Here is a 13964-nt window from a genome sequence, read left to right on the forward strand (position 1 = left end):
ATTCGCGGTCTTGCCTCAGCCAGACGCCGCGGAACGTAGAGGCACCGCGCGCCGTACTGGCTCGGCCATCCAGTCGCGGTCTAACCAACTGAGCTTGGGGATTCCCAGCCCAAGACTCCCTGCGATGCGGACGGCGAAATCAGGTATGAGCGGGTAGGCCGCGACACAGAGTCCGACAAGCGCGAAGGTCACTGCGCGTGCCGCAGTCCGGTCAAGCGCCTCATTTTCCTTCGCTGCAGCTGGAACGTGCAGCACTGAACATGAATAGCGGTCGATTGCGTCGACGAACGCCTCGATTGCATGTGTCAGCTGACGTACGTCCGGGTAATCCGCTTCGAAGCGCGCTCGCACTTCTGCGGTGAAGCGTCTGCACTCCGCCAGGAACGCAATATCGGTGGCTGACCACTGGCCGGGAAAAGGGAGCTCGTCAGTTGCGACCCGCTCGATGACCTGCTTAGCCTTCCCGGTCGACCTTAACAGCCGTCCGTCCCAGAAATTCCGTTTCCAGCTTTCGTAAGAACTCAGCGAGAAGTCCTCAACAGAACCGTCCGGGCGCCGGCGACACAAGTAGAAGCGAAGCGGCTCGCCGGTTTCTTTTGCAGTGATATCGTTCACCCAGATTGCGTGATTTCGTGATGTTGAGAACTTCTTCCCATCGAGAGTGAGCATCTGATTTACGAAGATCCGTCGAGGGAGCATCTCATGCAGATCAAGCGCCGAAAGTACGCCGGGAATGACCAACAAGCGTCCGAAGGCGTTGTCCGCCCCGAAAAGAATGTTCAGCTCCGGCATCTCCTCCCGCGGAATTTGGTACCACAAGGCAGGGTATCCGCTCTTTTCCCTTATCATTTCCAAGGCAAGCAAGTGCCGAGGCACGTGTTCGATGGTGATGTTGAACCGCTGACTCTCAAATCCTGGGATTGGAATGCGGATTCCCTCTCGGTTTGGGTTAGAGATGCAGACTTCCGGAAGCCCCCGGCTCAGCCAAGATTCGATGTAGTGCTTGGCGTAAATGGGTAGGAAGGACCGCGAGGCGAAGGATTCGAGCGCGTCATGCATTGGAGCGAGGTTCAGGAAAAGGCGCTTCAGGGGGCGACGTTCCAGGGAACGCCCCTCGAGATCAACCGGATCCTGAAGTTCGGCATCGAGGACCAGCGCGCCGCAATCCTCGCATTCATGGCCGGAAGCATAGCCGCCGCAATAGGGACATTTGCCGTGGACGAAGGCGTCGACCCTGAAGCGCCCGCTTTCGACGTCATATGGGACCAAATGCTCTTTTTCAGCGATCAGCCCCTTGCTACAAAGTCGCTTGAAGACTTCGAGAACGACCGCCTTGCCGCGGCGGTCTGGCTCTGTCCCAAGGAAAATATCCGGGACAGCGTTGAGCCGGTCCAGAGCCTCCTGGAAAGAAACCGTATTTTTCTCCGCGAGTTGGTAGTATTCCAGTCCTGCAGCGTCGGCCGCAATTGCAATGTGCTCAAGATGTCCGTGCGTGCCCTGCAGCACGAAGGCCTCTCGGTCGCCTGTCTCAGCAATTCGGCGCAACACATCCGCGTGGAGGAACGGCCCTGAGGCATGACCTATGTGCATGGGGCCATTCGGGGTAAGCATGGCGGGGACCAGCAACAACGGTCTGTCTTTTGCTGTCGGTTCCTTCGTGGAAATCGCCTCTTCGAACGCTGCGCGGCTGTGCCACCACACCGTCTGCATAACTGCACCGCTGTCCAAAGCCTCAATTCTGTGCCTGCGCAGCGGGTCGATCCTAATGCTCTCTCCGCCAAGCAGCAGGAAGGTCTTTTCATCCAGGTGAATTCGAACGCCGCCAGAGATCACTGTCCAGAATTCGACTTCCCCGTGGTTGTGACGGCAAGTGGTCGCGCCTGAACTGAACTTCAACAGACGTACCGAAACGTTACCCCCTTCTGGGAAGGGATCATGCCTGACGATACCGCTATCAATCGAGATAGGGACCGCACGTGCTTCATTTTTGAGATCTATTATTTGCGGATAGATCATTCGTTCCACTCTCGAATTTTGGGGGGCATTCAGCTGGCGACATATCTGGGCGGTCCGCAGGGGTTGAAAGCACGCGCGTGTCTTGCAGCGCCTTCGCCACGACCGCCGCCCGCTCGGCCAGACCGCCGAGCGTGTGCTCCGTTGGGCCCCGGAGGCCAAAAGAGTGGTTCATGAGGAAAACGCGAGGTCGCGGACCGGAGCGGCGCAATGCCGTCTGGCCGAGATCCACTTCAAACGACTCGTCGATAACGAGGGCGGCGTCTTCGATGACCGGTTGCAGCGGTTGGAGGAAGGATAGATGGCGACGGTTTGAAAAGCCCGTCGCGCAAACCAGAAGGTCAATTTCAAGCGTTGTCAGTTCTTGCCTGCTTCCGATTCCGCGAAGGTGAAGACGAAAGCTATCCTCAACACGCTCCGCCGCTGTGATTTCCGTATACGGGAACAGTCTGAGCCTATCGCGCCCACACACTTGGTCCTCGAAGCGAAGATCGTAGATGCTTTTGAGGACGTCCTTGGTGACGGTGGAGAAGTTCGTATTCCTCGTGTCGGTAAGAAACCTATTGCGATCTTCGGGTGGCAGCTTCGCGAACTTTAGCGAGTGTGGATAGGTGTAGAAGTCATTCACAAACGGGTTGTCATCCGTCTGTTCAAAGAGGTGGCGCCGACCAACGACGATAACTTCCGATACTTCCCGATGCTGAAGCAGGAACCGGACTATCTCGCCGGCGCTTTGCCCGGATCCGACGACTGCAACGCGCGCGTTCGCGTTGATCATCCCCTCGTTCGCATGAGACAGGAAGAAGTTTGAATGCACCACGCGGCCGGGATCGACGGCCAGTTCTTCGGGAAGGTATGGTTCATGCCCAAGGCTCACGACCACGTCGTCAGCTTCGGTTTCCGAAACGTCCCCGCTCGACATATCCCGTACCGTGACGACAAGGGTTGGGGTTCCTGATGGCCTCTCGCGGAACCTGACTTCCACCGCCTCCTTGCCGAAACAAATCTTATTCGCGAAAAACCCGCTTACCCAGACCAGATAGTCGGAGAATAGCTTCCTTGAAGGATATAGTTCGTTCGTATGGATAAAATGGTATAGAAGCTCCCTGTCGTGCAAGAACGAGAAGAAAGTGAATGGGCTTGCCGGATTCCTCAGGAATGCCAGGTCCTTGAACAAGGAGACTTGGAGTCTTGAATCCTCGAAAGCAATGCCTGGGTGCCATTCTGCACTGTCGCGGCGCTCAAGGACTTCCAGCGAATCCAGAACTGAGGAACCCCATTCTTTCAGGCACGTCAGCAGTGCAAGGTTTGCTGGTCCGCTGCCCACGAGCAGCGTTTTCCGTCTTTGCATGACCGGCTCCAAAAATCGTGCTTGTTTCCAACAGCCCAGTTGCGCGCTCGGCTAAGACAGCCATCCGGCTTCCCCTCATTTTCTCGAGGGCCATCGAGGCGACTTCGGCGAGAGTGGGTTCGCCGGGGTGTATGGCGCCCCGCAACTGTTTGTGCGTGACACATTCCACGGCTGCGGCCACTGGAACCGCAGTCGCGATAGCCATGCTTGAGAAGCCTCGTTCCTGAAGTGCGGAGCGAAAGACGCACGTCCAGCGGCCAGGTTTGCGATGGCGATCCTCAATGGCCACATCAAGGATGACCTGGTCGCCATGTTCCTTACCATCCGGGCGATGTCAGGATCCTCGGGGTCTGGCCTGCCGACGCAAATAATAGGAGTGTGTAGACCTGACTCGTGCATTTGGTGCGCGAGTTTGACGACCAAATTTCGGCAGTCATTCCAAGACGTCGCCATGATCAGCGATCGTGCTTGAATTGAGAGAGCGCATGGACCTAATGACACGTCAAAGCGGATGTTTTTGACGTCGCTCAGAAGCCCTTGCGCCTTAGCAAGCACAGAACGGCTCCTGTCAATCAGCACAACCAACGCGTCCTGCTGGCTCGCAAGTTGCAGGGCAACCGCCCGGCCGACTGGGCCGGCTCCGATGACGACATGGGACCTCCCGCACATCGTGCTTTAGCCTTTGTCGCCGGCCGCGGTCGAAGCCGGGTTGCGCCGAGTCGTGCGATAGCCAAGAAGAGCAATAGCCGTTTGCAGCAGAGCCAAGCCGGGAATTAACGCCGTCAGTGTATCGTACCCCAGGTGAACTGACACGATGCCCGCAGCGAAGGGGAAGAAATACAAGCCAAGGAAATAGGAAAGGCTGAAGATGATCTGCACCAAGGTTCGGGACTGCGGCGCAGTCACGCGGACAGCTTCTGCCTGCATCAAGGGATACGATAGCCCGTAGGTTATGCCGGTCGCCAGTGATCCCATCGCGTAAATAACAGGATGACCCGGAGAGTAGTGGAAACCGAGAAGCGAAATAACCATCCCGCCCAGGAGTAACGGCAAGATCCGATCGGGCGCACCGCGGCTCACGCGCGGACCAATTGAAAACCTAGAGCCGACTGCTCCTATCGCCCAAGAGCCAAAAAATATTTCATACCGAAGACCGGAATTGTTCGCAAATGGAGCCTGGAAGTTTATCAAAGTGGTGTAAATGCTTGCCGACAGCAGTACGAGTACAAAAAACATTGCAGAATTGCTGAAAAGGAGAGTGAAAAGGTCGCGTGCAAGCGAGGCGTTGTTGGGAATATCGGCGTCGCGGATGTTCGCCGCATGCTGCGCTGCCCACGATGACAATGCGGAACCTGCCGTCGCCGCAAGCATTGCCAGAATGAACATGTCCAGCGTGCCCAAGCCGGTGAACCGGGTAACGAGGCTGCTTAGCAGAGGTCCGCAGGCTAGCCCTAAGGTTGAGAATGCAGAGTAGGCCATGAAGCTCGATGACCGGTCTGCATCGCTTGAAAGGGCGGCAATGCAGATTGAGCCCACGGTGAAGTGCAGCGCCCATCCACCTGATTGCAGCATGTAGCTCAGGAAGTAGGGGAGTGTCGCGCGCACCCCCGAAAACTCGTTTATGAGGATGGTCGCGCAGCCTGCTGCATAGAGAAGCCCGCCGATAGGTGCAAGCCTTCGCACGCTAAACTGCCGGGTGAGCGAAGGACTGATCAAGACTATCAAGATGGCGGTCGCCATGCCCGCTGCTGACATCGAGCCAAAAAAGATCTCGTCTCGCCCAATCGACAACAGGTAAACTGGAAGCAGCGCAAAAATGCCCATCGCGAACGAAATCAGGCATCGTTCAGCGATGAACATACGCCTATACCACAGAACACGAGCACTGAAGAGTGAAATAGTGGGGGCGTTCATTTCTCATTCCATGAAGTTATACGCTGCTTCCGCGCGGAGCGATGTTGTATTTCACGGCTATTCGGCCGTTCTGTGAACACATGTCTACTGTGCTTTGAGCAACGCGTGCACAACCGTAGAGTATCGCTTTACTCCAGCCCTCCATTGTGGCTAGCCGTGATATGAACCGCGACAGTCAGCTGCTGCCCGCCTGGCAACGGAGATGCTCAAGATTCATGCCAGTTTGATCGATTGAGCCGAAGAAGGAATTTTGTGATTTCTTTTCAGTCGATTAGCCTGAAGAAAAGCTAGAGCTCGGCTAAAGAACGCCCCTATCGTGAACTCGACAAACCCGACAAAAGATGTCGGGCGGCGCCGTTGGGACGGGTAGGCCTGGCTTCGGTGAGTCACAACTATCCTACGAGGAGTTGAGAGGCGGGCAGGGCCTCAGGCTGGCCGCCGCGAGGTGCGCCACGATACGATGCCTATGCTGCGGCGCGGAATGCGCCTGCGACCATGCCTTATGCCGGTGGGACGCAACAGCGATTGAGCTTCAAAGGCTAAAAGCGGTCGGACAATACGCACGCCTCGACTACCGATCCAGAAGCGGGCCTCCACCAAAAAGCCAACGGCGCCGGGACTGGGCCCTGCTGCATCTGGGGAGGGGTGGTGGAGATCTGTAGCGGTTGCTCGATGCCGACCGGTGCTCCCATCGAGGAGTGGCGGTGCCTTAACCAATAGAGCGTCCTGTCTATCGGCAGGCGATCATGCCCGGAGCCGCAAGTCTGCGGTCCGAGAACTTTTATGGACGAGATGTGCTCGGTGCCGATGACACATCGCTGGCGCATTAACGAAGCCGGCCTGCGTTGCGGTTATCTCGGCGCCAATGATCCGGCCGCTTTCATCTTCATCGGATAGGCAGCAAAGCGGTCGCCTTTCGCGTTCTGCGACCGCCTCCTCTGCCGGCCAACGTTCTTTACTGCCGCATTCCAACGCCTCAGTTGATGTCTAGGATGAAGCGCCGATTAGGTGAACGGATAGGCCGTGCGTTCTGGGGATATAGCGAGGTAAATCGAGCAATATCCGCGGCGTCGACCTCAATCGGTTCTTTTGCCAACATCCATTCAACGTTCTCGGTGCATGGCGGCGTCGTCAACGATCCCTCATAGGTCCAGTAGCTGAGCGAGGCCGGGAGAAGCCCGCTGGGATCGATGTCGGCGGCCGTTGAGGCGCCTGGCCACGCAGGGAAGACTGCTGCCAGGCTTGCAAAGCTATCGTTTGTCGCGCCTGGTATCAGAAAGACTCCCAGGACGCCAAAGCTGTCGCTCTTTGTGTCCTTGTGGACGAAATGCGCTTCCATCGGGAAACTCTTGCCAGCTATGCGATGCTCGCTTGGCGCATGAAAATGGAATTGGATCAATTCGAAAGTGCGATCCCCGCGGGTCAGCGTGCTGCCTTCCGGCATATTGATTTGAATGGTATGGCCGTTATTCACCATCTTGCGGCGGCCCTTGTGCCAATCTACTGCGATGCGCGGCATGTCGGCCTCAACAGCGCCGGTAATATCAACGGGTGATTGCTGCGTACCCGCCGAACAGACGAAGTTCTTCCTGTCCAGATCGGCCCAGTGCTCAGGCCCCACCTGACCGGTGTATCCCCAATGGACCCCCTCCGCACGCGCGGACGCCGCACAGATGAGGCAAGCGCCCTGTGCAATGAACCCTTTGATCAGGCGACGACGATGCATATTGCTTTCCTTTCCGACCTTATGCTCTTCGAATTGAAAAAAGGGGGTCGTTGCGAGGACAGACGCATTCGATCCAGCGAGTTGCCTCATTTCAAAAAAATCGCAAAATCAATTGTTTTGATTAAACTCATCCACACCGTGGATCGTGGGGTGGCTGCATAACGATTGAACGGCGACTTTTCTCTCATCCATTGCAGAAGCGATTGCCTGGGCATCGGCGGCTGTTGCAATCCAATCGACTATTGTTGCATGCATTCCACCGCCCAGCTCGCCGAACCGCGGATTGGGATCGTCTTTCTGATTTCCAGACAATCATATGGTCGTCGTGCGCCGTTGTGAGCAAGCTCCTCACATCAGCCTGGCGATGGGTCTGGTAGCTCAGTTATGCGGCTCTTCAGTTTCATGTCGCAGGCCATCGTCGAGACCGGACGAGAAGAACACGGGAGCAGAGTCGAAGAACGTTTCCGTTGATGAGATACGGTGGAATTTGTTATGCTCTGTCGTGGCGAACCGATCAACGAGAGCGAATCTCGCCTCAAATGTTTTCCGGCAGATAAATCTCAAACGGCAAAAACGTCTGCCATGGCGCCTCCGCGGTGCCTGTCTCGATTGCCCTGACCATCAGCGTCACCAACTCCTGGCAAAGCTGGCGCAGGGGCGTGGCAACCGCCATCGTAATGATGTCGTCCGCGAGTGCTGCCCGCGACTCTGGCGTGATCTCGTTTACGATCGCGAGGAGATCCCGACCATCGCCCTCTTCCCGGAGCGCAGCGATGGCGCCCTCCGTACCTCCGCCGGCGACATACAAACCGACAAGTTCGGATTCGCGTTGTATGACGTCGCGAGTGGCCTCGTAGGTGGTTTGCCGCGTATCGAGGTTCACGCGCGTGTCCAGCACCTCGAACGTCGGCGCTTTCTCACGAAAGTATGAGCGAAAGCCGGTTTCTCGCAATTCGGGACCCTGAAAACGATGGCTGACGACCAAGACCGCCACCTTGCCTGGCCTTTTTGCAACCTTGGAAAACATCCAAGCGGCCGTCCGTCCAACCTTGCGGTTGTTGAGGCCCAGATAGCCCTCGCGCACGCCGGCGGCAAAATCGGAAAGCAGGGAAAAAACCGGGGTTCCGTTCGATTTGAGTGCTTCGACAGCTGCCGTGACGGTTGGATGATCCGGTGCCATCATCGCGATCGCGTGGCAGCGTGCACCCATGTCCTCAAGCAGCTCGACCAGGTCGCTAGGCCTATGCGAGGGCGCAAATTCAACGACTGGAATGCCCCGGAAGGAATGTGCCGCGCTGACAGCAGCTTTGATCTCTCGCGCGAAATCCTGATAGAAATGATCGGCCGGCATTCTGAGAATAAAGCCTAATCGGTACTCCGGCAAAATCCGCTGAGCGCGCTGATGCATCAGACCAGTTGCGTTGTAGCCGATGGCGCGGGCCGCCTCGCAGACCCGTCGAGCGGTCTGTTCCCTCACCAGTCGACGACCGTTCAAAACCCGATCGACGGTCGCTACGCTAACGCCGGCTTCGCGGGCGAGATCTGCAATTGTGGGGCGCTTGGTCATGATTCGAGTCTAACAGGAAGTCACGGGGAACATAGAGGACGGGTCACGGAATTTTCAGGTATCGGAGCCAAAAAGGACTGATCCCAAACTGCCCGATCGTCAGGGCCCGCCTCACGAGACGATCCGCACACTGCCAGAGCGCGCCCCCGACGTATCCGCACCGGTGAAGTATTGTTGGGCGCAAGCAGCTCATTTTTCCGGTGCCCACAAGCCATAGCAGCCTTTCGGCGGGACTGGCGAGTTCAAGAACAATCGCGGCTGCTTCGATACAGGCCCGGAATTATTCCATAGCGTTTCAGCTTGTCGTAAAAGGTTTTGCGAGGCACCTGCAGAAACTCGGTCGTCCTCCTCACGTCGCCATCGCATTCCCGCAAAGCGTTGCGGATAACGGTCGCCTCATAAAGACTAACCTTTTCGGAAAGAGAGAGGCTTAATTCAGCGCCTCCTTTTCCAGGGAGCGAATTCGGCGCCCCCTCAAGTCCCAATGCAACCCGATCCGCGAAATGCGCAAGTTCGCGGACATTGCCGGGCCAATCATGGCCCATGAGATGATTACGCACGGCCGCGGTTATCTCCCACACTGGCTTGCCGAAGCGTTTGCACGCGCGTTCCAGGAAATGCGCAAAGAGGATCGGGATGTCCTCGCGCCGCTCGCGAAGAGGCGGGATATTGACCGTCACGACGTTCAAACGGAAATATAGATCTTCCCTGAAGTCACCGCGGGCGGCCGGATCGCTCAGATCGACCTTTGTCGCAGCCACGACACGAACATTGATGCTGCGGGTTTCATTGGTTCCAAGTGGCGTGATCTGGCGGGTCTCGAGTACTCTTAGGAGTTTGATCTGGAGTGCAGGCGGCATGGACTCAATTTCGTCGAGGAATAGGGTGCCGCCATTCGCGTATTCGAGCCGACCGATCCTGCGCCTGTGCGCACCGGTAAACGCGCCTGCTTCGTGGCCGAAAAGTTCGCTTTCGATGACACTTTCGGGCAGCGCCCCGCAGTTCAAGGCCACGAACGGCTTGGTAATTCGACTGCTCCAGCGGTGAAGCAGGTCCGCGACCACCTCCTTGCCCGTGCCGGTTTCACCCTCCACAAGGACGTCCACACCCGTATCGGCGATCTGTCGAATCGTGTCTCGCAGCCGTGTCATACTCGGCGCGTTCCCTAGGAGAGGCATATCGCCCGCGGATCGGACGACCGCATCCCTGAGGCGCCTGTTTTCCAGGACCAGGTGCCGGTTTTCGGAAGCGCGATTCAGCGTCACCAAAAGCCGGTCGGTCTCATATGGCTTGGAGATGAAATCGTAAGCGCCGTCCTTGATGGCGGCAACGGCGAGTTCGACGTCGCCGTGCCCAGTGATAAGGACAAAAGGGATGTCCGTATCGATTGCTTTCACTCGTTCAAAGAGCTGAAGCCCGTTCATTTTGGGCATGCGGATGTCGCTGACGACGGGACCATTGAAGTTCTCGTCGATTCTGGCGAGTGCCGCCTCGGCGGAATTGACGACGATAGGGCTAAAGCCGGCAAGTTCCAGCATCTGCCCTGCAGCGGGCAGCAGGTCATCGTCGTCGTCAACGAAGATGACAGGTCCTTTTTCGCAACTCATTCGGCACGCCTCAATTCGATGGTGAAGGAAGTCCCCCTCTCGTGGCTGGCATCGAGCCGCAACGAGCCGCCGAGTTCGCGGGCGATTTCCTCTGAGATAAGCAGGCCAAGGCCGAGCCCCTTTTCCTTGCTTGTGGTAAATGGCATGAAGAGGCTCTTGCGAATTTCAGGGGCGAGGCCGGCACCGTTGTCTCGAACCGAAATGGTGACTGTTTCCTTGTTCTGGCCAAGTGCTATCTCGATCCGCGGCTGCGGCAGGCCTTTCAGGGCATCGAGTGAATTCTGCAAGAGATTGACTAGGATTTGCTCCAGCCGAACGCAACTTGCCATCACCATCGGAGACGGATCTGTCAGTTGCCGTTCGATCGTCACGCCAGATTCGCGGATTCGGCTCGAAAGGAGCGAAAGCGCCCCGTCGATCGCCTCCTCCGCCGATATTGGCCCCACGGAACCGGTTGCGCGGCGAGAGAACGACCGCAGCGTCTCGGTGATCGCCCCGATACGTCCCGTTATAGCGATGATCGATTTCAAATTCCCTGCGGTCTCTTGCGGCCTATCGCCTTGGAGAAGACGTGAAGCATTTTCGGCATAGGTGCGAATTGCTGTGACCGGCTGGTTAATCTCGTGAGCAACTCCGGCTGCGATCTGACCAAGAATTGAGAGGCGATTCGCCTGAGAGAGTTCATCACGTAACCGGCGCACTCTTGCCTCGGCATTCTCGCGCTCGGCTATCTGAGCTGCGAGCGCTTCGTTCGAACGTAGGAGCTCTGCCGTACGCAAGTTGACGCGATGTTCCAGTTCCGCGTTCATGCGCGCAAGCGCGTCCTGCCGTTGTCGGATCATCCGGCGCCGTCGAACAATAATGAAAACGGCAAATGCCACGAGCACGAGGGCAAGTAGTGCTGTGGCGCGGGCTGTCATCATCGCCGCGGAAATCTCTGCGTCGGCAGGAATGAGCAGTGACAGCCGCCAACCTGGGACCACTTTGCCGAGATCCTGCGAAACTGTGACAAAGCCGGCTGCCTTGTCGGCGGTACTTGCGGTGACCAGGTTGCCGCTGCGGTGCGAAAGCGGAACGGGTTCGAACGCCGCGCCAGGCAGTTGCAAATGATCGCGGGCGATTTTTGCCTCTTTTTTGGAAAGCGGGGAGAGAGCGCCAAAACGCCATTGAGGCACGCTGGTCGAAAGGACGACGCCGCGCTCGTCGCTCGTGAAGACCACGAAACCGCTCTCGCGCCAGCTCGCCTCCACACGATCGAGCTCGACCTTCACCACGACGACACCGAGTGGCCCCTCCGGTCCATCGATCCGGCTCGACAAGAAGAGGCCGGGGCGCTTGCTAACGGTACCAAGTGCGTATTGCGTGGCCATGCCGCTCGCCATCGCTTCAACGAAGTAGCGACGGAAACGGTAATCGCGGCCGACAAAACTGGTGGGTTCGCCAGCATTGCTCGCAGCAACCGTCGTTCCCTCACTGTTGATGACGTAGATGACTGAAGAGGCGGCGTCGCGCGCGATGGCTCGAAGCTTTTCATTCAGCGCAGCTTCCCCACCGGTGGCCGGACGGCGAAGCATCTCCTGGACCGCACCATCACGAGCCAAGACGCGCGGAATCAATCGCTGCTTCTCGACATCTCCTTTCAAAGTGTCGGCTGCAAGCGGGCGCGCGGCAAAAGCTCGATCGCGTAGGTCTGACTCAGCTTTGGTGCCGGCAATACGGCCGGCTGTAAAAACAAAAAAACCGAGCCCGGGACCAAGAAGTGCAGCCAAAACCGCAAGCCAGAGAAATCTGCCGGTGCCCAATCTGCCAGGGAAGTTGAACGGGGCCTTATGCAAGCCACCCTCGCTGATGCCGTCGTTCGCTACCGCGTTCTCCAGACTCACCTTTAGTGCCGGATTTCGCCAATTGGAACCATGGAGTGCGGAAATTCACACACGTGCGTGGCGCAACCTCCCTGAAAACATCCGAAATTGCGCGATCCGCTTGGCCTCTCCGTTTGGCATATGTCTTGCGACGAACAGCGCAGCAGCGTTCGACCGGAGCGCAGCGATCGGGAATAACCCGGGGAGAAGAGGCAGTGCCAAGATCCGGTCTGGGAGAGAGATTATGTTAACCGCAAAGGGCCCCAACGCAAATGTCCCGCCTCGCAAGCCTTTCTATGCACGGCTTTACGTGCAGGTGATTGCCGCCATCGCACTGGGCGTCGCGCTCGGCCATTTCAACCCCGAAATCGGCGAAAACATGAAGCCGCTTGGCGACGCCTTCATCAAGCTCGTCAAGATGATCATCGCACCGGTAATCTTTTTGACCGTCGCGACCGGCATCGCCGGCATGCACAGCCTTCAAAAGGTCGGACGGGTAGCCAGCAAGGCGATGGTCTATTTCCTCACCTTCTCGACTCTGGCACTGATCGTCGGCCTCATCATGTCCAATGTCGTTCAACCCGGCGCCGGCCTCAACATTGATCCGGCCTCGATCGATATCCAAGCCGTCAATCCCTATGCCGCAAAGGCCCACGAGCAGTCCGTGACGGGCTTTCTGATGAACATCATTCCGACCACGATTGTGGCCGCCTTTGCAGACGGCGATATCCTTCAGGTCCTTTTCTTCTCGGTCCTGTTTGGCATTGCGCTTGCGATGGTTGGAGAGATGGGCAAGCCGATCAGTTCCTTCCTCCAGGCGCTCACTGTGCCGGTCTTTGCGCTCGTTGGCATCCTGATGAAGGCTGCCCCGATCGGCGCGTTCGGCGCCATGGCCTTCACAATCGGCAAGTACGGCATCGGCTCCGTCGTCAATCTCGCAATGTTGGTCGGGACGTTCTACGTCACGGCCTTTCTATTCGTGTTTATCGTTCTCGGCGCGGTCTGCCGTTACAATGGCTTCTCGATCGTCTCTCTCATCCGATACATCAAGGAAGAGCTGCTATTGGTTCTTGGAACGTCCTCCTCGGAGGCCGCGCTGCCCACTCTCATGGAGAAGATGGAGAAGGCTGGCGCCAAGCGTTCAGTCGTAGCGCTGGTCATTCCGACGGGATATTCCTTCAATCTGGACGGCACCAATATCTATATGACGCTTGCGGCCCTCTTTATCGCCCAGGCGACGAATACGGATCTCTCGATCGGCGATCAGATCCTATTGCTGCTCGTTGCGATGCTTTCCTCTAAGGGGGCGGCGGGGGTCACCGGCGCCGGCTTCGTCACACTGGCCGCTACTCTTTCTGTGGTGCCGTCCGTTCCGGTGGCTGGCATGGCATTGATCCTCGGTATCGACCGTTTCATGTCCGAGTGCCGGGCCCTTACGAACATCATCGGCAATGCCGTGGCAACGCTCGTGGTCGCCCGTTGGGAAGGCGAATTGGATCAGGTGCAGTTGGAAGCGGCGTTTGCAGGGCGTCATCTTGCCGAGACATTGGCCGGCCAGCCACGCGTCCCGCAGCCGCCAAGTGAGGCCGCCTCGTTGCGAGTCGTCCCTTCGCCGGATCGGTCACCACCACAGCACGGGCGAGCCGCAGACACCAAGCGAGGACTCGCGGATTGATGAAAACAAACGCGCCGAAAGCCGGTTAAATACCAGCGAGAACTCACCTACAACACGTAAGAGTAAGCATAGGCACAAGAGCAAGTGGATATACTGCTGCCTGAGATGTCGTAGATATTATAAATACCAAAGAAGTATGTAGAATCCAGTCTGCCTGTAGAAACCATATTTATATCCCCGCAGAAAGCGGTTGCTCGCAAAAATATGCCGTTGTTTTGATCGCTTCTAGCTTCGTCTGAAGTAAGGACC

9 protein-coding genes are annotated in these 13964 nt (G+C 57.4%); 1 reads left to right on the forward strand and 8 read right to left on the reverse strand.

The features are described 5' to 3' along the window. Positions 1-15: 15 nt before the first annotated feature. The 8 genes from ACVMIM_RS11205 to ACVMIM_RS11240 all read right to left on the reverse strand — a co-directional run bounded on the left by ACVMIM_RS11205 (position 16) and on the right by ACVMIM_RS11240 (position 12061). Positions 16-2016 carry a class I tRNA ligase family protein gene (locus ACVMIM_RS11205; RefSeq protein WP_082037180.1) on the reverse strand — a complete coding sequence of 667 codons (2001 nt, stop codon included), beginning with the start codon at positions 2014-2016 and terminating at the stop codon, positions 16-18. Then, a complete protein-coding gene (locus tag ACVMIM_RS11210) occupies positions 1982-3364 on the reverse strand; it encodes a SidA/IucD/PvdA family monooxygenase (protein ID WP_082037179.1) in 1383 nt (460 codons plus the stop codon). Before ACVMIM_RS11210 ends, ACVMIM_RS11205 begins: the two co-directional genes overlap by 35 nt. 675 nt (positions 3365-4039) lie before the next feature. Continuing rightward, the gene (locus ACVMIM_RS11215) at positions 4040-5278 is read right to left on the reverse strand and encodes an MFS transporter (protein WP_476111966.1); all 1239 of its coding nucleotides are present in this window, start codon (positions 5276-5278) and stop codon (positions 4040-4042) included. Between the two features lie 976 nt (positions 5279-6254). Beyond that, a complete protein-coding gene (locus ACVMIM_RS11220) occupies positions 6255-7004 on the reverse strand; it encodes a carbonic anhydrase (RefSeq protein ID WP_040986111.1) in 750 nt (249 codons plus the stop codon). Between the two features lie 108 nt (positions 7005-7112). Then, positions 7113-7316, reverse strand: coding sequence for a hypothetical protein (locus tag ACVMIM_RS11225; RefSeq protein ID WP_476111968.1), 204 nt, complete (start codon positions 7314-7316; stop codon positions 7113-7115). Positions 7317-7539: 223 nt separating this feature from the next. Further along, entirely contained in the window at positions 7540-8571 is a 1032-nt protein-coding gene (locus tag ACVMIM_RS11230) for a LacI family DNA-binding transcriptional regulator (RefSeq protein WP_040985364.1), read from the reverse strand. 242 nt (positions 8572-8813) lie between these two features. Continuing rightward, positions 8814-10178, reverse strand: coding sequence for a sigma-54-dependent transcriptional regulator (locus tag ACVMIM_RS11235; RefSeq protein ID WP_071095197.1), 1365 nt, complete (start codon positions 10176-10178; stop codon positions 8814-8816). Next, positions 10175-12061, reverse strand: coding sequence for a sensor histidine kinase (locus ACVMIM_RS11240; protein WP_476111971.1), 1887 nt, complete (start codon positions 12059-12061; stop codon positions 10175-10177). Before ACVMIM_RS11240 ends, ACVMIM_RS11235 begins: the two co-directional genes overlap by 4 nt. A gap of 223 nt (positions 12062-12284) precedes the next feature. On the opposite strand from ACVMIM_RS11240, the gene ACVMIM_RS11245 reads away from it, so the two are divergent. Further along, on the forward strand, positions 12285-13715 hold the full coding sequence (locus tag ACVMIM_RS11245; protein ID WP_040985359.1) for a dicarboxylate/amino acid:cation symporter: 1431 nt from the start codon (positions 12285-12287) through the stop codon (positions 13713-13715). Positions 13716-13964: the final 249 nt, after the last annotated feature.

The sequence above is a fragment of the Mesorhizobium sp. USDA 4413 genome, from assembly GCF_056280365.1.